Genomic DNA, 23,633 nt, shown 5'->3' on the forward strand with positions numbered 1-23,633 from the left:
TACTCTTTCAACTTCTATTTCTGCTGTCTTCCTTTTTATTTTTAGGGACTATTGGAACAGGCTTTCATATATCCATTTCACTATTTTCCACTATATTACTATTATAGAAGCCATATTTATTGCGCCCTTTCAAAAAGTATGATAAAAATGTTTCCATTGCCTACCATTTATTTATGAATGGGGAGCTTACTACATTTGCTTAAAATCAGTACCTAACAGATTTTAAGTATATAGATAAGGAGCCGTGGTTTAAGTGGCAAACATTTTAATGGTTAATTTTCCTGCAGAAGGACATGTCAATCCTACTATCGGTATTGTAAAAGCTTTTACAGAAAGAGGTGACAGCGTCCACTATATTACAGCTGAAAAATTCAGGGGGCGCTTAGAAGGCGCAGGAGCAACCGTACACCTTCAGCCTGATTTGTTAAGCAAACTGGAAATTGATACGCATTCCACACAAGGGTTACATACGTTTTTAAACATGAATATTCAAAATTCCCTGGATACGTTAGAAGTGACAAAGAAATTATGTGAAGAATTTACATTTGATTTTGTATTTTACGAAAAATTTGGTGCTGGCCAGCTTGTAAGAGACTACTTACAAATTCCTGGCGTGTGCTCATCAGCCTCCTTTTTATTTCCAGAGGAATTTCACAAAAACATGCCTCTATCTCACTTACAACCAAATGAAGAAGCGCTAAATCTTCTTGAAAAAATGAAGATGCAGTACGGTGTGGAGCCAGAAAACATCCAGCAGTTTATGAACAACACTGCTAATTTAACATTTGTATTTACCAGCTCATATTTCCAGCCTAACAATGAGCAATTTGATGAATCAAAAGTCTTCATTGGTCCGACTTTTCCTAACCGTGCTGATAAAGATAACTTTCCTATCAATCTGCTAAAGAATGAACAAGTGCTGTTTATCTCAATGGGCACGGTACTTGATCACACTGAAGCTTTTTTCAACATGTGCATTGATGCCTTTGCAGACTTCGATGGTAAAGTGGTCATTGCTGCAGGTGAACGCGCTGACATGAATCAAATTAAAGAAGCACCTGAAAACTTTATCATTTCTGCTTACGTGCCTCAGCTAAAGGTCCTTGAGCACACAGATGTATTTATTACGCACGGAGGCATGAACAGCGTAAACGAAGCCATTCATTTTAACGTTCCAATGGTGGTTATCCCCCATGATAAAGACCAGCCGATGGTTGCCCAGCGCTTAACCGAACTTGATGCTGGATACAGATTGCAAAAAGAGCACGTCAATTCAGATACGCTCAAAAAAGCGGTCAACGAAGTGCTTGCTAATGAACAGTATACAAAAGGAATTCAGTCTATTAACCAAAGCTTTCAAGAGTGCGGCGGTGCTAAAGAAGCGGTCCGTATTATTGATCGATTTGTTGCGCGTAAGCTATAAAGAAATTAAACAAAGAACGGAGCTGTTAGGTGACAGCTCCGTTCTTTGTTTAATCTTCAGCTTTAGAAACAACAAATTTTCATCATTTAGTTTTCAAACAAAAACTGCGTTTTATCTCCTTTGAGCTCAAGCTTCGCGTCAAAGGTTTTGTCTCCTTTTTTAAAGCCTTTTATAAGGTTCGTTTGTCCGTCTTTTAACAGCTTTTTCGCATTTGCCTGCGAAATTGTTTTGCCAAGAATCTTTTTTGAAAATGTAAAACTGCACTGATTACTTTGATAATTGGAACAGCCGTAAAACGTTCCTTTGTCAACGATGTCACCATCGCATTTTTTACAGCTTCCCACTTTGGTTCCAGTCGTTTTGCCTTTACCACCTTTTTTTCCTCTTGTTTGCTTGAACTCACTGAGATCAAAGCCGTCAAACGACCATTGGTTGCTTTGTTCCTTTGCATCCTCAATTAATTTAAGAGAAAGCTTCTTTACTTGTTCCATGAATTCTTGAGAAGATGCTTTTCCTTGACCAATTTCATGAAGACGCTGCTCCCACTTAGCCGTCATTTCAGGTGATGCAAGGATACTTGGTCCGATTGATTGAATTAGTACTTTTCCTTTATTCGTGGCAAACACCTGATTCTTCTTCACTTCAATATACTTGCGATCACGTAGGACGCTAATGATTCCTGCACGCGTGGCTTCTGTTCCTAGCCCCTGCGTTTTTGTTAACACTTTTACAAGCTCATTGTCATCTAAATGCTTTCCGGCTGTTTTCATTAGCGTAATAAGCTGACCTTCCGTATAGCGCTTTGGAGGCTGTGTTTTTCCGTTTTTCACCTTTACATCCTGAACAATTCCTTCTTCTTTTTCTTCTAGTGAAGGCAGGTCTTGTTCATCCTCATCCGCGTCTTTTTCTTTTTGCTTCCCATAAACCACTTTGCGCCAGCCTTCTTGGATTTGCTCTTTTCCTTTTGAAATAAACGTTGCCCGTCCTTCGACGAGCGTATGAATGGTCGTATAGTCGAAAATGGCTTGCTCATAATGTGCCGCAATTAATCTTTTGACAATGAGCGTATAAATGTTGGCTTCTTCCCCTGACATTTTAGCTGGATCTGTCACCTGCTCTGTCGGAATAATGGCATAGTGATCCGTGACTTTCTTTTCGTTTACATACCGTTTATTATTCATAATGGACTCAATAGGAAGAGGGAAAAATTCCTTAAATGCACCAAGCTCACTAATCTTTGCAAGCGTCTCTGGGAACATTCCCGCTTCTTCTTTTGTCACGTAGCTAGAATCAGATCTTGGGTAAGAGATAATCCCTTTCACATACAGCTTTTGCGCAATTTCAAGCGTTTTTTGCGGTGAGTATTTGAACATTTTATTAGCTGTTGCTTGTAATGAGGAAAGGTTGAATAAAAACGGTGCTTGAAACTCTTTGCGCTCCTTTTCAATGGAATCAATAACCGCATTTTTCCCTTTACAAAACTGCATAATTTTATGGGCCATCTGCTCATCGGTCAAGCGAGACTCACCGTCTTTATGCCACTTACCGTGATATATTTTGTTGTCCATATTAAAAGTAGCCAGCACTTCCCAAAACGGTTCAGACTTAAAATTTTCAATTTCGTGCTCGCGCTTAACGATCAAAGCAAGCGTGGGCGTCTGCACTCGTCCTGTCGAAAAAACGTCTGAAATTCCTTTTTTCTGAAGCAAGAGCGTGTATGCTCTAGAAGCGTTCATTCCGATTAACCAATCCGCACACGCTCGGCTTAACGCTTCGTAATAAATATCTCTTGTTTCTTGTTCTTCTAACAGGTTTTCAAAACCGTTTACCACTGCTTTTGGCGTTAGCGAAGAAATCCACAGGCGCTTCATCGGCTTGCTGTTTTTACAAAGCGTTAGGATGATTCGAATGATTGCCTCCCCTTCACGCTCAGCTTATCTCTATAATTATGCACATAATATTATTGTACATAATTGTACTCAATCTAAACGTTGAGGGAAAGGAAAAGAATAAGTTTAATCTAAATATTCAGATTTTATTATTGCACATAATAGCTTCTATTGCTAAAATTCATTTAGGTTTATCTCCTATGAAAGCATAGTACAGAATTGTACAAAATTATTGGTGTGGAGGTTTTTATGGATAATTTAATCTATTTAGAGCATGACAAACCAATTAAATTTGGAACCTTACCTATCTGGATTGATTACGTTTTTTACAACGACGGTAGAGTACAAAAGAAACATTTTGCAACAATCATACTTAAAGATACCAACTTAGATATTCATGTTATTCATCCTCTTACTCAATTCATCTTTGACAATTGGAAGAGTCGAGAATTTAATACCCAACGCAAGCATGCTAATAACATTGTTAAATTTCTAAATTATTTATTGTTAAATAAAAAGAATTTAAACGTAAATACATTAAGAGATTTAAAGTTTTCTCATGGTACTCAGTATCTTAATAGTTTATCTTCAGAAGGTGTAAACAGAACAACTGTAAAAGGTGCAGAAAGAACTCTTACATCATTTTATTATTGGTTAACAAAACACCACGTTTTAGATCACATCTCACAAGACTTATTTACGAAAAAAGAGGCACAATTTTTTTCCTATTATGAATCACCATTCCACCCTTTATATCCAAATGAAAAGCCAAAAGAAATTGAACATATTTTGCCCAATGAATACATCCCTCTTTTTCTAGAAATAGCTACATTAGTAGCCAAGCCAATTGCTTTAGGAATATATTTTCAAATATTTGGTGGTCTCCGAATATCTGAGGTTGTAAATTTAAAAAGAACACAAGTATCAAGGAGGATGCAAACAGGAGATTTCACTTTAAAATTAGCTAAGCAAAACTTTCGCCCAGATTTAAAAGAAGATGCCTCAGTGAAAAAAGTAAGGACTCAACATGTTATGCAAATAAGTGATTGGGGACAAATTCTATTTAAAGATCACATAAGATTATTTATCCCTTTGGACCAAAGTGATGCACTATTCGTAAACAGAGATAAAAAAGCGCTATCTCAAAGAAGTTACAGGCAGTATTTTCAAAAAATAAAAGACACTTTTATTAAAACTCTAGAAGAACATGGTGATAACGAGCAAAAGCTTTTAGCCCAGCACCTGAAATACCAAAAGTGGTCAACTCATATTGGACGAGGAACCTTCACTAATATGATTGCTGAGGATGCGGAGAACCCTTATGAAATAGCACACCTTCGAGGTGATTCAGATATTACCTCTTCTTTGACATATATGGTTTCCACTGAAAGAATTCATAAAAAGATAGAAGAAAAAATGTCTCACATGCATCAACATTATATACCTAGACTAATTAAGGAGGAAGATTAGCCAATTGGAAAACTCGTTTAACGTTGCAGATAGTTGTTTAGATGTAAAACAAACTGCTCAAAGATTGAAAATACGATCAACTAGTACTATACATAAGTTGATTCAAGATAAAAAATTCCCTAATGCTTTTAAGTCTAATAATAAATGGTGGATTCCCATTGAAGATATTGAAACTTATGAAAAAGCCAAAAATGATAAGAGCTTTTTAAGTGCTAAGGAAGCTGCAGAAAGGCTGGGATATAAGAGTCTGGATAGTTTGTTTAATAATATAGATGATTTTCCTAATGCCTTTAAGTTTGATGGAAAATGGCGTATTCCTTTAGATGACTTATCTTTATATGAAAAGAAGTTACAGTGTTTGACTGTTAAGCAAGTGGCTATAGAAGTTGGTAATACATCTGCGGCATACATTACGGATATGATTCACAAAAATCATTTTCCAAATGCTTTCAAACTAAAAGGAAAATGGCGTATTCCCCCTAAGGACTTGGAACCCTTTAAAGATTTTATTCGTCCAGAAGGTTACCTTACTACCAGAGAAACTGCTGAAGAACTAGGATACACAGGAATTTTCAGACTGATTCAAGAAAAGAAACTGCCAAATGCTATCAAAGTCAACAATGTATGGTGGGTTCCTCAAGGCGATATAAAAACATTTAAAGCTTCAAAAAATATTGGCACTAAAGAAAATTTTATGAGCCTTACAGAAGCCGCAAAGGAATTAGGATATAAGTCTAGAGGGAATATTATGTATTATCTAAAAAAAAATAAATTCCCTAATGCTTTTATTATAAAAGGACATTGGAAAATCCCCATCAACGATATTGAAGCATTTAGGACAGATGATAAGTACTTTTCTGACAAATATTACAGCATAAAAGAAGTTGCAAAGAGACTCGGGTACAATTCAAATACTTCTGTTTTAAATTTACTAAAAAAAGAAAAGAGATTTCCGAACGCTTTAATGGTGAATAACAAATGGCGTATTCCTATTGAAGATATTAAAAAATACGAACTCTCGCTTAAACCCAATGATTGTTTAAATATGGAAGACACAAAAAAAGAAATTGGATGTAAAACTAGCTCCTATGTAGTGAGTTTAATTAAACAAAATAAGCTTCCAAATGCTTTTAAAATCCATAGAAAGTGGTGGATTCCTAGAAGCGACATTGAAGCATTTAAAAAATCTCCTGGACCATTTGATTGCTTTAATGTAAAAGAATCCGCAAAGAAATTAGGATTTAAAACAAATTCGTCTGTTCTACTAGCTATTAAGAAAAAAAAGTTACCTAATGCTTTTAAAACGTCTGGTAAGTGGTGGATTCCGTCTAAGGATATTTCCTCATACCTAGATAATAAAAAAAAGAATGTGCCTATAAGGAAAGAACGGTATACTCCTAGAAAAGCCGAAAAAAAGAACTGTCTAGATATTTCTCAAACCCTAGAAGAACTGGGCTATAAGACAAAATCTAAAATAAGAAGAATGATTGAAGAAAAACACCTACCTAATGCTTTTAAAACGTCTGGTAAGTGGTGGATTCCGTCTAAGAATATTGAGAATTATAAAAACTCTTTAAAGGTACCCTCTGGCTATTTAAGCACAAAAGAAGCAAATATACGTTTAAAGTATTGTAATCCAGGAGCAATAACCCTTTTAATTACAAAAAAGAAATTTCCTAATGCTCTTAAGATAAATGGGCGGTGGCATATTCCTCTCAAAGATATAGAAGACTTTGAACAGCAAAAAAAGAAGTCTAAAATGAAAATAGCTTATTCTGGAGAAGTAGGATTTCAAGAATTAAAAGATTTTATAGAAAGCCAAAACACAATATTTGTGGAAACCAAACAGTTATTTCTTGATTATTGTTTAATACAAACTAATAATATCTCGGGTTCACCAGCTTATATAAAAGATAGAATTAATTTATTTAAACGCTTTTATCAACAAATAATTCTGGAAATAAAGAAAGAACTATACCTATTAACACCTGAAGAAATAAATTCATTTTTAGATACAAATTCTCCCCTTGTTCAAGAACAGAAAAAAATATTTATTAGATTTCTTAAATACACTCATAGCATTAAAGATATTACTCCTGATGAAGAAATCGTTCTGTTAAAAGAGAGAAAAGAAAAAACTGATTCCAAAGACATTTATGCACCCTCATTGTTTCATAAGCTATATAAATACGTTCGGAAGATAGAAATTCACACTGCAATGGCAGTAAAGGATAGATATTACGCTAATATGTGGGCGTATGTAACCCTCCTACTTACCGACTTTATTAGAGGGCAAGATTTAATTTTAAATACTCCAAATATCCATTTACAGGGATTAAATATTAAAAACATTAATTGGTTTAAAACAAACACTCTATCTGATCTTCAGAGTCAGTCTATCATAAATCAATTATATATCCATTTCAAAAACAAACGCTCTAGTAAAACGAAAAGTTTTTTAACATTTGTTGTAGCACCTGACCTAGTTCATGCTTTAGCCACTTCTTTAATAATTAGTGAATTGCATCGAAAGGATGAATCTGCTGATTCACTGTTAGGTACCTTTTTTCAAGGTTCATACAATTCTATAAGAACCGAAGGCAAGGACAGACATAAAAAATTTTTTAATCAATTAACAGGTGAGGAAAATTTCCAGTTTGGAAGTCAAAAATTAAATAGATCTGTAGCAACTTACCTTTTTTATTCAATAACTGAAGACGATAAATATGATAGTGAATTGTCTTTACATCTCACACAAACAGCTAGATCACATACAAAAGCCGAAACAACAGCAATTTATATACAGACCACTAACAAAGATGGCTCTATAAATCGTGTCTCACATAACCTTTTTAGAAGAGGACACTTTGGATGGCTCTACAATTATATTATTTTATACGTTTCACAATATAATGCGATAAATCATGATTTGGAAGAACGTACTAAATTGATTGAAAGCGCAAGGCAAGAAGTTGCTCCATTTTCCTTAGAAAACTTGGCTAAGTTTATAGAAAGCTATCAACACCTGGTTCCTCTGAATAACAAATCTACTAGTATGAAAAGTTATTTACGAGACATTTATCAAAAAAGACGTTCAGTTATTTCACAGCTATTAAATTATTCACATAATGATATCAAAGATATTCTTATAAATTTGGCTAAAGGAGACTTTCCATCCAAGAGTGAACATGCTCAATGTCTAATTTATCCTAATTGTAAATATCCTAAGCTTGCTAGCTGCCATTCATGTGAGTATGTAATCCCACAAAACCTCCTCCTGATTCAACTTAAGGAGGAATTAGATAGATTAATTAAAAATATTGACTCCCAATCAAACCCGTTGCTAATAAAAAAAGATACTAAATTTCTATTACACGCTTTACTTATTTGGAAAGAAGCACGCCTTGCTTTCGGGGATGAGATGGTAAGTAGTTTTATTCAAATAAACGAAACTTGGACAAAGATTGAGAACTTAGCACATAAACTTCCAATTGAATAAGTTAAAGGAGTAATAAGTAATGGAATTAAGAATGAAAATAGGCTCCAGTAATAAAAATACAGCGATTGAGAAGAAAAAAAATGTAGAATGGGAAACCTTTAGGTTAGATGAATATAAACAAATGTTTCACCAATTAGTAGAAGGAGGCTTTGTTCTCGGTCAATATGAGGATGTACACTGGAACGTTCCAGACGAATTATTAGATTACCCTATTATTCTAACTTTTGATGTAGAAATACATTCCAAGCTCAACACAGCGCTGAAAGCTTATATCATACTTAGATTAATTTCTGGTAGGTCTCCCCTAACTGTATATAACGAATTGGCAATACTAAAAAAAACAATTATCGAAACAGATGGATTTGGAAATTCAAGAGCTTTTGAAGCTATACTAGAGATTCAAACTAACAAATACTCATATAGAGGATATTCCACTGCTACAGCTGTTACCAGTTTTCTATCATTTTATAAGATAGAAAATTACGAAGAGATTATAACTATATGCCACAAAATGCCTTCGTACAAATCTACTTCTAGAGAACTACCTGTATTTGAAGATATTATGATTTTTGACGATATTGTTAACGATTATTTTAGAAAATATCCGTCTGACGATACCATGAAGTTTTTGCCAATTATGTTATGGTGGTTACTTACTAATATATTGCCTATAAGACCATCAGAGTTTTTGTTGTTAAGAATTGATTGTTTGAAATTTACTGATAGTCAGTTATCTCCTTACAAAATCTCAGTGCCTAGGATAAAGAATAAATCAAACTCTCCTGGTTTTGTTGTACATTATGATCTAATCGAGATTGACAAGAAAACCTATAGTTTTTTATATGAATCTATCAAAAAAATTGAGTTATTAGGAATAAATGGTCCTTTCCTTTTTTCTTCTGAATTATTAACAATGTTTAATAAAAATAAGGCAAAGAAAAAAAATAAGCGTATGAATAGACGAGATTTTGATTATTTAAAGAAGAAATTTTACGAAGAGGTAGTAGAAAACATTTATGGTCAATATAACATTGAACGAATAAGATCAGGAGACACAAGACATTTCGCAATAATCAATATGTGTTTACAAGGGTTTAACATGCTTTCTATTGCTAGGATGGCAGGACAAGAAGATTTAAAAAGTCAACATAGTTATTTTTCGCATGCAGAACATTTTTCTCAATCTTATGTATATCGTTTAGCCCAAAAAAAGGTAGAAAACAAAATAAGAAATAACCTAGGTGATGGAATAATTGGGTGGAGAAGATACATATATGATAGAGGCAAGGCTAAAATACATCACAATATAAAAAATATCGTAGGTAGAGTACAATATGGAGACTGTACAGAACAAAAAGATGTTTTTCCTGGTACTTGCATTGAAGATTGTAAATTTTGTCCTAATTATAGATTTAATCCTTCTGTAGATGAAAATCAAGAAGCTATAGAATGGTTAGCTAATACTTCAGAGATATTGGAAACGAGAATCAAAGAATCTATCGAATTAATGAAAGGCCTATCCAGCACTATTGCAGATTTTTTAAGAAATACAACTAATGATTCATTAAAATCTACTTCAAGAAACTTATTAAGTTATATGGATATGAAAGCAACTATAGATGCTAAACTTATGGAGGTGAACTTTTCTGGTGAAAAACGCGATGAATAATAAACGCGGAAAACCGCAAGAATGGACAGACGAGCAACTAAAAGAATTAGCAATCGAAGTGAAATATAACAATCAAAGTAGACTTTTAACCCCTTCGTTTTTGCAAAAAGAAACAGGCGTGGGGAGAAATACTTGGAGTCGTAGAATGAAGTGTTTTATTGCTGAATTAAACCAACCAGTGCTATCGAATATAAGTACCACCAAAGACAATGAGGTTACATTACCTAATTTTGATTTAATATTTAAGAAATACGGTAATAATAAGAGTCTTTTAAAGAATGAATTACTCAATGTAGAAGTTCTAATTTATGAGCTCTACAATGAATTAAAAAAATATAGAGAAAAGGAAGAACAATATAAAAAAGCTTTTACGGAAATTAAAGAATTGAAATCTGAAATAACTCAACAAAAAAAGAAAGCTGAACATTACGAACAGCTCTATAATACAATTACACTTTCTAGTATGTTCCCTCACTTACAAGATGAAAATCGTTCAGAAGTCCATAAGTTAAACATCAAAGACAATTTACTTAATTTTAATAAAGATGCAGAAAAGAATGCAGATTTAAAAGACTTATATTCTCACTTTCCTAACATTTCAGATAAAAATATTATAAAAAAAGAAGAAATGAAGCTCCAATCAAAAAAAGAAAAAAATATGAAAAGTCTTATAAGTAAGTTTGATATTTAAAATATAAGCAGCCTATTCCCGTAGAATTAGGCTGCTTAGACTGTTATTTCGTTCTTCTTTATTCTCTTCCCCTATATATGTTATAAAAATTACTATTTATCAAACTCCATCTTCCAACTAAAATACTCATTATCAGCATTCTTCTCATACCTTAAGTTCGCATCAAATTTATTCCCTTTTTTGCTCGTTAAGCCTTTTACAGGAGCAATACCATTCTTCAATAATGCCTTTACCATAGTCTTAGTAGGCTTCTTTTTCATTGTGGCTAGGAACTTATCATTTTTCCAAATAACAAACTTGCAGCCATTTTTCCAATTGCTACAGCCAAACCCTTTTTGCCCCTCAATTACAGTATGACCACAAACTGGGCATTTGCCTATTATTTCGTTCGATTTACGCTGAGAAGCTACTTCGTTAATTGTAACTTCTTTCTCATTTTTGATTGCTTCTACTGCCTTTGTAGTAAAATCAAAAATCAACTGTAAGAACTCATCTTTTGTAAAGTTTCTTTTCTCAATATCATTCAATGATTTTTCAAGACGACCTGTGAACTCAAGATTAAATAAATCTTTTATAGGGAATGTTTCTATCAACTTTCTTCCAAGCTCCGTACAAAGTAAATTCTTATTCTGCGTTGTTATATAACCAACATCTTTTAATTTTTTTATCGTTTCAGCTCTTGTTGCAGGTGTACCGATACTAAATCCACTTAAAATCGCATTTAGGCTTTCTTCATCCGTACCTTCTCCATCGTAGTTCTTTCCACATGTCTCCATAACTCGAAGCAACGTTCTTTCTGTATGCTGCTTAGGTGGCTTTGTCACGTGTGTAGTGATTTCATGCTTCACTAAATCTACGTCCTCATTAACTTGTACAAGAGGCAGAATCGTATCCTTAGATTGAACTTTCTCTACTTTCTTCCACCCTTCTACGAGCTGAACTTTTCCTTTAGAGATAAATACCCCTTTTAAATCCGCACCAGTAATTTTCGTTTCAATTCTTGTTTCTTCATACTCAGCTACAGGCATAAATTGCATAATGAATCTATTTTTAATGGCTTGATAAACTTGTTCTTCATCAGTTGATAGCTTTTTAGGTTTTAAATAAGTAGGCACAATTGCACTATGGCTCTCTACTTTAGAGTTATCAAAAATTCTTTTTGATTTAACAAACTTCACTTCGTCTTTGTATGGTAAATCTTCTGTTAGCGTTTCTAGAACCTTTGCCGTCTTACCTACTAAACTTTCTTCCAGAGCTACGCTGGCTGTACGTGGATATGTGATGAATTTTTTCTCGTACAGAGATTGCGCTACTTTTAACACTTTATCAGAGGTCCAACCTTTATATTTATTCGTAATATATCCTTGTAAGTTAGATAAATTGAATAAAAATGGCGGGTACTCCTTCTTTTTTTGCACCTGCTTATCGCTTACAATTCCTGATTTATCAATCAGTTTTTGCTGAATCTCTTCTAAGGTTTCTTTACTTTTAAATTTCTCTTCTTTACCTTCAATATACGTTCCTTCATACTCTTGTTCATCCTTCGTTTTAAAAGTTGCCTGAAGTTTGTAATAGTTCTCTGGAATGAAATTCTCAATTTCTTTATCACGATCATAAATAATTTTTAAAGTTGGTAATAAAACTCGACCAATGTTCAAGGCTTTCCCTTTGCCTTTCTGGTATTTCAGAGTTGCAACAGAGGTTAAGTTAATTCCAATAACCCAATCAGCCCATTGACGGCTAACACCAGCATCCTGTAAAGGTCTTAATTCTGTATTCAACTTAATATTTTCTAAGCCATTCATAACCTCAGCCGGTGTCCATTCGTTCAATAAAAGTCTATAAACAGTTTTATCAGTCTTGAGGTTATAAATGATACTATCACCTATGACTTGACCTTCACGGTCATAGTCACAAGCCGAGATAATTCCATCAACATCAGGTCTTCTCATCAAGCTCTGAATAATTTTCAGCTGTTTTTTAGCACCTGTATCAGGCTTTTCTCTATCACGAGGATTGCTTTTAACTTTATACTTAAAGACTTGTGGAATAAATGGGAAGTTTTCCATTTTCCATGTAGACATCTTATCATCATAATCTTTTGCATCATATAACTGAAGTAAATGCCCAAATGCCCACGTGACAATATAGCCGTTTCCCTCAAAGTAGCCATCTTGTCGGCCTTTTATTTTTAGTGCATCTGCAATATTCTTTGAGACAGATGGTTTTTCTGCAATAATTAACTTCATTTAATTAATCACCTTACGTTTAAAATTTCCAAAATAAACTTACTCAGTTTCATTATTTTATCATATAAAAGCATATAGCAATATAAATAGGTAGAAAAGTACTCTAGGTGAGGTAGTTACACATCTAATTTATAATTAAGTATCTTCATAAAATCAGCATCTTTTTTATATTCATCATTCGTGAAATACTTCAATTCAGATTTTGTAAGTAGAAACCATTCTGTAGAATTAAAAAGTGGATGACGTTGCTGTGTAAATTTTTTCTTAAGATAAGATTCTAAGTTTAAAGCATTTAAACTCCTTATTACTTTTATCTCTTGAAGGTTCCCTCTAGAGAAATGCTCATGGTAACTTTCTTGGGCTTTTAGATATCTATTTGCCAAATTCTGTTTTGTTACTCCTACTTTAACAGTGTTATTTTCATAACTTCCATATACATATAGAAAATAATACATACCATGCGTTTTGAGTAACTTAAAATTGTATTCTATCTGATTAAACGACTTAAGTATCGTATAAATTTCGCCAAAAAACACTCTATTGATAATGAACTTCTCAAAATTAATATACTTTTGTTTGGCCATTAACTCCATTTCATTATGGAATCTTCTAAATGAATAATCTCTTTGTATCTTCTTTTTATTTTTTAAAACTTGATAAAGGATTTCAACACTTACAACTCTTTCAGTATACTTTTCAAAGCGTTTATATAAACTAAGATAATGCAATTCCTCAAGAAGATCTTCAATATAATTTACATCTCTAGATTCTACAGCCCTTGCGTTCCATTTATACCCTTCGTAAAAGTTTTCCCATTTTTCAAGGTAAACATTGATCTTTTCTAATATCCTCTTAGCATCCAGATCTAACTTAAAATTGTTTTTATAGAAACAACTCTCATACTGAGCCAATTGCCCTTTAATTTCATAAATAACTTTTACTCTTCTCACTTTTTGCTTCCCCATAACAAGCAATTTTTTAATTAACAAAAGAACTTTTTCTACAATATTTAGTAGGTATTTTCTATGCTCATACTTAAAGTCATGTTTACTTGAACTATAATATTCAGCAAGAACTTTTAACCTTGATAAATCTTTGGATTGATTATTAATTCTTTCCAAGTATGAGCGCTGTAAATTCTGTAAGCGATTATTTTGCTGTTGAAGCTCGTATACTTCCTTAACGGATTTTTTCTCTGCTGTTTCATATATACATAACTTATTATTTATATTTTGGTACTTTCTATTTATCTCATCAATATATTCCTGTAACTTTCTATTCTCTTCCTCCATACTCATAAGTTTATTTTTAGTGTTACTTAATTCGCTATCAATTAACTCTTTTGCTTTTTTCTCACTCAAGTACCTTTCCTGAAAATGGCTAATGGTTTCTTTCATTTTTCTATAAAGGTGCACTATCCAAACCTCCTTCTATTTAAAAATATTTTATAAAAAAAAACGCTTGTAGACTATAGTCTGTAGAACAAACTTTATTGCTCTTTAAGAATAGTCTTATAGACTTTTAGGGGCGTGGTTTCTTGGATATTGAGCAAGCATTTGGGATAGTAATAAAGAAATATCGTCTAGAGCGTTCCATTAGTCAAGAAAAGCTAGCTTTTGGAGCAGATTTAGATCGTACTTTCATAAGCCTTTTAGAAAGAGGAAAAAGAAAGCCAACTATTAATACATTGTTTTCTATTTCAAAAGTATTAGAAGTAAAACCATACAGAATTGTAAAAGATGTAGAAAACTTATTAAAACAAAAGTAAAGCTTAAATCAATACTAGAAAATAAAAAAGAAGCAGTTATTGTAAACTGCTTCTTCTTATATTTAAGAATTTGATGTTATGTCTTTCACATGTTGGTTTGAAATAAAGTCTGATAAAAACAGTGTTACAAACATTGATAATAATCATAGGGGAAATCTTCGTTTTGAATAAAGATTGATCAAAATGCATGTGTTTAGATTTCATAAGTATTTACCGTTTATAAAAAAGATTGATTAAACTATATATATTTATTCCCCGAGGGACCTATAATGCTCAGATTGAATCTCTATAGCATCTCTAGTATAAGACTGTATTTTTATATATGCATAATCCTCTGAGTTTAAATTCATTTTTTTGACTGTTAATTTAGCAAAGTCCGAATCATGGGTACTAATCAGAATTTGTCTATCCTCTACTGAAACTAAATTAGACAGAACGTCTATGAAAGAGTATGCATTAATATCATCTAGATTTTGAAACGGATCATCAATTCCTATTACATTTAATTCACTCCAATTTTGAGATTTATTTAAAGCTAAGAATATACTCATTGCTAATATAGTTGATTGTGCAGCGCTTAAAGTAAGACTAGCATTTACTGAATATCCCATATCACTTTCAATATCTATAGACCCATTTTGATTATCTTTCAAAAGTATAAATAATTCATTTTTTTTCGTTATTAAATCAATATAGTTAAAGTAAGAATGTGGCGAAATTTGTCTAAAATAATTATTTATTGCCAAGGATAGACCATTCAAATATTCATTCACTAAAGAACTTTGTACTTGAGTATGAAAAGTAAATAAACTTTTCAATTTTTCATCTATTTTGCCATATTGATCAATTTGTTTTAGTAAAACTAAATTATCTTGATCGTAATCTTTAATTTTTAATTCCATATCTCTTAAGTTAATGTCATCCATATATTTTTCTATTGTTACTATAAGATTTCTAGATTTTAATCTTTCATTTTCTAACAAACTAATATTTTTTAAAATAAAATCTAATATCTCGCTACTATTTAGTATTAATTCACAACTAATCATCTTTTTTAATTCACTTTTAATTTGGACTAGTTGCTCCAGCTTTCTCTTCAAACCTTGAATAATCTGATTCAATTCTAACATTTGTTTATCGTACTCTTGAATTTTTACTCTAGCGATATTAATATATCTTTCTATATTATTTAGTTTTAATTGTAGTTTTCTTTGGTCCCCAATCAAATATCTGCGGCTTGTATGTTTTGTAAGGCTTTCTTTCTCTTCTTCAGAAATCTTCTCAATTTTCAGCTTCAAATCATTCCTTAAATCTAATCCTTTTTTAATTTCGATAAAGCCCTTATACTTATTTTCATTGTTCTGTTTATAATTTTGTCCTTTTTTTATTTCTTTTTGAATTTCCCCGATATCTTCTATATTAATTGTATTATTAAGACGCATAACTACAATTTTATTTTTCAATTCTATTATTTCTTCCTTTAATTTTTCTAGCTCCTGCTGAGAAACTTTTAATTCTTGTTCTGCTAAGTTTTGCTCCACATTCAACTTATTTTTCTGAACCTTGTATTCATTTAAAGCTATTTCTATTCCGTTTACTAACCTTTTTGAACTTTCTAACTGCATACTTATAGTATTTTTTAATTCTTCATTACTACTAAAAGTAGAACCACACACTAAACATTTTTGTTTATTACTATTTATTAAATGAGTTTGCACCTCATGTATAATCGTATTTATTTGAGACTCTAAATTACTTTTTTTCTGATTATCTAAATCTAGAATTTGCTTATCAATTTTCTTAATTCTATTTTGCAAATCTTTCACAAGCTTATTTTTATGGGTGCATGCTGTTACTAACATCTCTGCTTTACTTGTTAGTAAAGCCAATTGGTTCTCATGTTCCAAAACGCTATTTTTTTCTAATAATTTCTGTAAAACATTATTATTTAATCTAAATTCTTCAATAAAATCAGTTACTTTCTCATAAGACAAACTTACATAATCTACCCCTACATTATTGGAGACTATCTCCAACTTTCTAATGATATTACTAGTGTCTACTTCTATATTTTCCTTTTCAATTTTAATATTAATTAAATAATTATTAGTTAAAGAAATGCTCTTTAATTTTTCTCTTATTAAATCAGCTTTTTCTATACCTTTTTCACGTTTTAACTTTTTCATTTTTATTGCATATATATTGTTTTTATAATTCATTATTTTTTCGTTATACTCTATACTATCTACATAAATTTCTTTTTGTTCAATCTCAAATTTTAAAAAATCGAACCTCTTTAATTCATCTTCTATAGATTCAATATACTTTTTTAAAATCTCATATTCATTTATAGTAATATCATAGAAATTTTTGGGTCTATTAAATGATTTAAGTGAGTAGTTCTGGAAGTTCCCCCAAAATGAATTAAGTTCATTTAAAATTTTCGCTTTTGGTTTAATCCCATTTCTTTCACTTTGTTGCAGTTTAGGTTGGTACTCTGCATTTAACAACTCTCGTTTGCGCTTTAAATCTTCTTGTTTTGAAATAATTTGATTACATTCCGTCAAGTACTCTTTTTTTAACTCCTGTAAGTAATCCTTAAAGTCTTGTCCATATCTTGATAAGCCTAAAATTTGTTCTAACTTAGAATATCTTTCAGTCGGTTTATTTCCTCTAACAAATTCTTCTAGATTTTCCTGTGATAAAATCAAGGTTGATTCTATAAAAGAAAGCAAATCAATAGAATCAAGTAGATTATGATCATTTACTATTTTTTCATTAACTAACAATTGGACTATTTTTTTTTGTCCTTCTCTTAACCCTAATTGTTGACCGTTTATAAATAATTTAGTGGAACCATTCCTTTTAACAATTCTTTTGATTGTTAACTCTTTCTCGCTATTAAAATATATTTCAACCGACGCCTCGGTCACGCTACTTATATAAGCATCATTATTTATAATGTAGTTAAATTGTTGATGTTCAGACGAACCAACATATCTAGAAATCCTTCCCGAAATAACCCAATTAATCGCGTCAAAAATAGTACTTTTTCCATGCCCATTCGGTCCTTCTACTACGATTACCTTTTTATTTGAAAAATCAAACTCATGTATTCCTCTAAAAATGCGGAAATTGTTTAATATTATTTTCCCTATAAACATTTTTAATCTCCTATTTGTAATAAGCTATCTATTTTTAATTTACTAGCCTGCTTATTACTCAAATAATTATTAAAATAGTCATCCATCACTTTTTCTAAACTCAGATCACCTTCGCCATCATTCTGTTCATTAAATTTCATAATTCTTTTTTTAAATTTTTGATCAAAGGCAAATGTATCGCTTTCTGGAGCTTTTTCCATTAGAAATGGGATTCTATTTAACTCATCTATATCTTTTAAAATGTATTTTTTACAAACTAACTCATTTTTTTCTATCTTATTTATTTTTAGTCTTAATTCAATTTCATCATTATTAAAATTTAAAATCATAAAAAAGTATAAATTATTTAGATATTTTTTAGGGATATGATAAAATACACTCGCAATACATGCTTGATCTTTTATTTCCCAATCTATCAATGAATTTTGTGTTCTGTATTCTTTTAACATTATTAATCTCGTATCGCTAGCCCAAATATTTATATTATGCTCTTCGAATTGAGTCATAAGCTCTGATTCAAATTGATATTGCTCAAACCTTTTTAAGTGTAAAAAATCAATTACTATTTCAACCTTCAATGTAATTCTCCTTCAAATTATTTACTATCCCATCCAAATATTCTTTCCATCTTGGCAGTAGCTCATTGTGTTTAAAACTATCTAAATCAATCCCACCTTCCTTAAAGCTTTCAAATAAATCCTCTACTTCACCCACATCAACAAAACGCATGTTATCAGGTACATCTGTAATTTTATGCATATTACTATTTGCACTTGTAACTTTAAACATACTTGAAATACTTGAGGCTGTCGGATTTATAACATCTTTTTTTGTTCCTATAAGTAAACAATATAAATCTAAAGTAATATGTCTCGAGATATAACATTCATTTAGACTGAATTTTATTTTTTCCATAGATGTTACTTTATTCGAAATATTTCGAGCATGATATAATGTAAAAAGAATGTTTTCTATCACACTTGAATGCCCCTCGTGAAATAACAATTTAGCAGTATTGTAAACTTCAGAATGTTCCTCATAAAAGACAAGAAAATATATTATAAACCTTAATGATTCTTTTAAATTGCTTTTAATATCACCATGTTCAAAATCCCACATCGACAGATTGTTATTCCCATTAAATATCTTATTAAGTACTAATACACAATATGTACTATTTCCTCTATTACTCTCTGTTATATGTTCATTAATCCATTGCAATTCTTTAAGTAATTCGACTTTTAATTTTTCATTAGCAAATTGTTCCTTGAACTCTGACTCTAAATCCACTATAGCCCTGTTAAAGATTGCCCAGGCACTATCGTAATAAGAACGTTCACTTATTAATTCTTTAGCTTCAGTAACCCATCCTGCTATTAAATATTCAATCTGTAATTTAGTTATTATTAATTCATCCTTTTTTATACGATCTTCATTATCTTCATGACTATTGGATATAACAAAAGCAAACATTTTTTGAAATACATATTCTGCTATAGATTTGGCTCTAATATCAGTAATAGAAATTGTTTCTTCAATCATGTCTATAATGTTTTCATAAAGCTCTCTTGTTGAACCAAATTTATTGATATAAAGCCTTTTTAAATAGTAGTCAATTTCTTTAAGTGAAGTATCCCCAAACTCAAAACCTAAATTTTCAATCGGCTTTAAAATAGCTGCTTTTAATCTATCTTCAGAATTTATAGCATCTTTAATTTCAAAATAAATATTCCCTGTATAATTTATCAAATTAGACAAACTACTCTGTTTAGTATTAGTCACTATTTCAAATTGAGGGTTGTAAGTACTTTTATCAACTTCCTTAATTAAATTAGATTCTAAGAAATAGTCATAGTTTAATACATTCTTTTCAACCCAACTATTAAAATGTATCTTAGGATTATCGGGGTCTTTCAATGGTTTCCTTTTGACAAAATCATTGGCGGCATGAGATTTAGTTCCCCCTTCTTTTACTGTTTTTACTTGTACAAATCGAATTTTATTTTCACCAATCAAAGTAATATCATCGAAATATTCTAACACTACTGAATTCCACCAATTATCCTGCTTTTGATATATCATAGACACTATATAGTACATCGATACATAATATTGATAGACAAATCCTCTCATAGCTGTTAATCCGCCTAAGTCCCTGAATTCCCCAGACATAAGACTAGTTATTATTTGCTCTTTATGTAGTATAATCTCTTGTTTTTCTTGTTCTTCCAAGTCTGCCATATAATCTTCTAAGGTACTTACAATTTTTTTCCTCTTTATGTCTAATGTTTCTAACATGGAATTCTCCTCACCATTTAATTGATTTATTTACTAAGAGATTAGCTCTATGCAAAACTTCTTTTTTACCGTGCTTAAGCGTTAAAAATTTTATTTCATTAAAACTCAACTGCTTTTTATTCCATGTCCCATTATTATTAACTAACCCCCTTAAAATTTGTTTATAACAATAATTTCTATCCTGCTGCATTTCTAATTTACATATTAAAGTGGACAGTGCCATACCTTTACGCTCCACTTCAATTACACTCACTACTTGGTTTGCAAACAGAACAATTTCAGCAATCACATACTTCCTCTCAGTAACACCATCACTCAAATAAACAAACTTTTTTGTATCAGAAAATTCTTTCAAACACCCTTGAATGACATTTATTAACTGCACCTGGGGATTATTCTCTATTTTCTCCAGTACTTTGATAAACTCTCCCAATTCACCTTGTACCTTTATATCGTAAAGCGATTTATTTTCTAAACCTCTAGCAACCCTACTTCCACCAACATCCGAGGTAGACCTTCTACCATGATCATCAATTATATATCTCTTCGTATTTTCATCCTCAAAAGTACGCTGCTTATTAGAATTCCTTCGTATTTTCGTTACCTTAGGTAGCTTCACATACTCATGCACTTGATTACCCATTTCAATCAAATCAAAGTTATTAGTGGTACCTTCAACTTCTTCATCAAGCGTTAGTTCGTTTTGCTGACTACCATTACCGCTTTTGCAATGCAATGTATACTTTTTAGCTTCTCCTGACCTTTCAGTTTGTACAATTTCAGGGTGTGAAAATGAAATTTCATTATACAAAATTTGTTTGTTCCTCACATTCGTGATTCTAAGGATTGTGCCACCATTTGAACTTGGTTTAACAATCGCTTTAATCGTAATTGGCTTTGAAAATAACCAATCAAACTTTACAAATCCTGTATTGATAAATGTGTAGGACACATTTTCAAATATTCTTCTCAAACCTTGATTGGAAAGTAGCCAAACTAACTGATAGAGAAAATTGTCTTTGGTGTATTTGCGATGATACAGTGAGGAAAAATCCAAATGAATTTTATTCGCTTCTGTCTGCTCAATAAAATATTGTGGAAATGAGTTTGTTTCAAACAGTCGATAAAGTAAAAAACGATTTGGTGCTAAAATACTTCGTACGACTTCGATTAACGGGAGAATATAGTTTTTGTTATTAAAAGAAACGATAAAGCTACGTGACATATCTTTATCATTTGTGCCGTAAATGCTCCATTCTTTCTCGAAATAGCCTACAGCACTTGGATAAATAGTCATTTCAATTTCCCTTGTTCCTTCTGGCGCGATACTTTTACTAACATCACCGTTCATATAATAATGTTGAATCGCTAAAGCTGGTAATGTACCCCAATCAACCAAAAGCTTTTCTGTTCTTCCTTTAGCTCTGAAATAAGCATGATTCATGATTTTCTTATCGTGTGAAAAAGGCGAACTAATCCATATTAATTGTACTCGTTCTCCATCTTTAAAAGGCCAATGTTTTAACTTAACTTGTTGTTCGCTCATCGTTTGTCACATCCTGCTTACGCTTTATGTATGACTCAAGTTGTGGTTTAATTTCATGGAAATGATGCGATTTCACAGCTGCAATTCGCTGGACTTTCCACAACTGAAGGGGTTGATCTTCTAGCCACATGTTGTCAATCACTATGCAGCAACGTCGAATTTGAAATTGCTGAACAGGTTCTGTAATCTCTAAAAGTAGTTTTTTAGTTCTTGGTAACTCATCCAAATGTCTCTCTAACTTCGCTAAAATACCAAGTCTTTTACCGATTAATGACATTGTAATACGGATAGGCTTTTCTAGCTCTAATAATTCACAATGTTGCTTTATTATATTAGCTGCATATTCTTTATCACGCTTAACCCAATCAACTACCTTGGTAGGTTCCAGTTTATTTTTATTAAAAGGTAATTTATTCATTAACCAGTCTTTATCATGGCGGTATAAAAAAATATACTGTTTTTTACATTTCTCTCTCAAGGAAGAACGGGAGAGGTGAGGAAATTGATTCATTATATCCGAAATATTTTGTTTATATTCTTCCATTAACGCCTGATTTACTACTTGCTCTTTTTTACTAATTTCGACACCTTCCGATAATTTCCTTTTAATTGTTTTAAAATCGACTCCTAGCTCTCTAGCAATTGTTCTTATACTTACCCCTCCTTTTGATAATCGCTTTAATTTTTCGTGCCATACATGACCAAATTGCTTTATTCTACCTATATGAAATTGGTCTTTTACTGATTGGTCAGGCCCTTTTCGCGCATAGATAAATCCGCAAGAGCAAGTAAAAGTACCAATTGGGGCATTTGTTTTAAAATCTCTGGTTACTTTAACAATTGGAATAACTGACTTTTTATAATGCACAGCCGCACGATTCAAACATGGGAATGGCCCTTTGCCAAAAGGACCTCTATCTGCTTTTAAGCCTATAAAATCATCCACATCTTTCTCTAACACGTATAACATTAATAGATGTCGAAAAGGGTGCACGTGCCTCTTAATGTTTCTTGTAATCATTTTTAACCAATTGTATTCATCTGTAACATCCAACACACTTTCAAATCGCTCTAGAAAAGCAGAAGGTAACTTCTGTTCAAATCTCTCGTAAAGCTCCTTTTGTCGAATCCGATTGGAAGTAGTAACCAAATTTAAATTTCTTAATAAGCCACGATATTTCATCGTAACATCTTGTAGTGTTAATGTTTGCAATGGTTGCTGCAATAGTTTATATGCTTGTTTTGCTAAATAGATATTGATTTCTGCATGAGGGTCAACTTCGTATTTATATGTTAAATCGATCTTTCCTATTTCAAATCTTATAAATTTGATTCGACTCGTTACATTCGGTGTTATTGGATATTTCTTTAAAGGCAATTCATGATGTGGGCAATAAACAACTCCTTGTAGCTGATGCTCTCGATGGATATATAGCTCACCATACCGATCTATATCTGTTTTAGCACATTCAGCACAATAATACATATCATTTTTCCTACAGATACTTCCAGCCACCATTCCTAACCTTGTGTAAAGACCTTTACCATCTCCGACAACATCTCGTAAAATTTCCTGCTGCCGTAGATTAGAAAGAAACATATCATAGTAAGGATAAATTGTATGATTAGCTAATAGATCTTTAATTGAATAATGAGATCCTAACTTTTGCGCCAAAACAGAAAAATGGCTCCCAATCTCTAAACTCGGTATCACAGAACGATTGCCAAACATCTCTTCTAACGTATCTTTACAATCATGATTGCCATTATAAAAGTGATAACGTGAAATCGCTGAATATATTAATTCATCTGGGTATGGATTTGTAAAGAACGGTAGCATCACTTAATGTCCCCCTACTTATTGACTTGTTAATATCCTGTCAATTCAATTAGAGTTTTAGACATTAAACGAATATTTAATTTAGCCATGACTGTTGCTTACAATTTATAAATAAATCCTTCGATAG

At 31.8% G+C, this 23,633-nt stretch carries 13 protein-coding genes and 1 pseudogene; 6 read left to right on the plus strand and 8 right to left on the minus strand.

Annotation, left to right across the window (positions count from 1 at the left end):
- Positions 1-253: 253 nt before the first annotated feature.
- Positions 254-1,423 (plus strand): macrolide family glycosyltransferase, encoded by a 1,170-nt coding sequence (locus V2145_RS11465; protein WP_330987726.1) that lies wholly within the window; start codon positions 254-256, stop codon positions 1,421-1,423.
- An 86-nt stretch (positions 1,424-1,509) separates the two neighbouring features.
- Here V2145_RS11465 and V2145_RS11470 read toward each other — a convergent pair.
- Positions 1,510-3,357: pseudogene (locus tag V2145_RS11470) on the minus strand (DNA topoisomerase 3); the annotation flags it as partial.
- A 204-nt stretch (positions 3,358-3,561) separates the two neighbouring features.
- Here V2145_RS11470 and V2145_RS11475 point away from each other — a divergent pair.
- From V2145_RS11475 to V2145_RS11490, 4 genes are read left to right on the plus strand one after another with little or no spacing between them, the layout of a single operon-like run.
- Positions 3,562-4,782: a hypothetical protein gene (locus V2145_RS11475; RefSeq protein WP_076513887.1), complete on the plus strand. Its 1,221-nt coding sequence runs from the start codon at positions 3,562-3,564 to the stop codon at positions 4,780-4,782.
- Between the two features lie 4 nt (positions 4,783-4,786).
- Entirely contained in the window at positions 4,787-8,281 is a 3,495-nt protein-coding gene (locus V2145_RS11480; RefSeq protein WP_330987727.1) for a helix-turn-helix domain-containing protein, read from the plus strand.
- Between the two features lie 19 nt (positions 8,282-8,300).
- The gene (locus V2145_RS11485) at positions 8,301-9,950 is read left to right on the plus strand and encodes a hypothetical protein (RefSeq protein ID WP_061786386.1); all 1,650 of its coding nucleotides are present in this window, start codon (positions 8,301-8,303) and stop codon (positions 9,948-9,950) included.
- Positions 9,943-10,641, plus strand: coding sequence for a hypothetical protein (locus tag V2145_RS11490; protein WP_330987728.1), 699 nt, complete (start codon positions 9,943-9,945; stop codon positions 10,639-10,641). The genes V2145_RS11485 and V2145_RS11490 overlap by 8 nt, the downstream gene beginning before the upstream one ends.
- A gap of 92 nt (positions 10,642-10,733) precedes the next feature.
- Here the strand turns inward: V2145_RS11490 and V2145_RS11495 are convergent, their stop codons facing one another.
- Both V2145_RS11495 and V2145_RS11500 read right to left on the minus strand, forming a co-directional pair.
- Positions 10,734-12,890 (minus strand): type IA DNA topoisomerase, encoded by a 2,157-nt coding sequence (locus V2145_RS11495; protein ID WP_330987729.1) that lies wholly within the window; start codon positions 12,888-12,890, stop codon positions 10,734-10,736.
- Positions 12,891-13,006: 116 nt separating this feature from the next.
- A complete protein-coding gene (locus V2145_RS11500) occupies positions 13,007-14,305 on the minus strand; it encodes a GIY-YIG nuclease family protein (protein ID WP_330987730.1) in 1,299 nt (432 codons plus the stop codon).
- A 122-nt stretch (positions 14,306-14,427) separates the two neighbouring features.
- Between V2145_RS11500 and V2145_RS11505 the strand changes: the two genes are divergently transcribed.
- Positions 14,428-14,658, plus strand: a complete 231-nt coding sequence (locus V2145_RS11505; RefSeq protein WP_330987731.1) for a helix-turn-helix domain-containing protein — start codon at positions 14,428-14,430, stop codon at positions 14,656-14,658.
- A 248-nt stretch (positions 14,659-14,906) separates the two neighbouring features.
- Here the strand turns inward: V2145_RS11505 and V2145_RS11510 are convergent, their stop codons facing one another.
- The 5 genes from V2145_RS11510 to V2145_RS11530 are packed head-to-tail and all read right to left on the minus strand — an operon-like array spanning position 14,907 to position 23,506.
- The gene (locus V2145_RS11510) at positions 14,907-17,822 is read right to left on the minus strand and encodes an SMC family ATPase (RefSeq protein ID WP_330987732.1); all 2,916 of its coding nucleotides are present in this window, start codon (positions 17,820-17,822) and stop codon (positions 14,907-14,909) included.
- A gap of 2 nt (positions 17,823-17,824) precedes the next feature.
- Positions 17,825-18,400: an ABC-three component system middle component 1 gene (locus V2145_RS11515; RefSeq protein ID WP_330987733.1), complete on the minus strand. Its 576-nt coding sequence runs from the start codon at positions 18,398-18,400 to the stop codon at positions 17,825-17,827.
- Positions 18,390-20,120 (minus strand): dsDNA nuclease domain-containing protein, encoded by a 1,731-nt coding sequence (locus V2145_RS11520; protein WP_330987734.1) that lies wholly within the window; start codon positions 20,118-20,120, stop codon positions 18,390-18,392. The genes V2145_RS11515 and V2145_RS11520 overlap by 11 nt, the downstream gene beginning before the upstream one ends.
- Positions 20,121-20,130: 10 nt before the next feature.
- Complete coding sequence (locus tag V2145_RS11525) at positions 20,131-21,666, minus strand: Tn7-like element transposition protein TnsE (protein WP_330987735.1); 1,536 nt, start codon at positions 21,664-21,666, stop codon at positions 20,131-20,133.
- Positions 21,647-23,506 carry a TnsD family transposase gene (locus V2145_RS11530; RefSeq protein WP_330988139.1) on the minus strand — a complete coding sequence of 620 codons (1,860 nt, stop codon included), beginning with the start codon at positions 23,504-23,506 and terminating at the stop codon, positions 21,647-21,649. Before V2145_RS11530 ends, V2145_RS11525 begins: the two co-directional genes overlap by 20 nt.
- Between the last annotated feature and the right edge of the window lie 127 nt (positions 23,507-23,633).

Source organism: Priestia sp. GS2, from assembly GCF_036409025.1.
Taxonomy (GTDB): Bacteria; Bacillota; Bacilli; order Bacillales; family Bacillaceae_H; genus Priestia; species Priestia aryabhattai_A.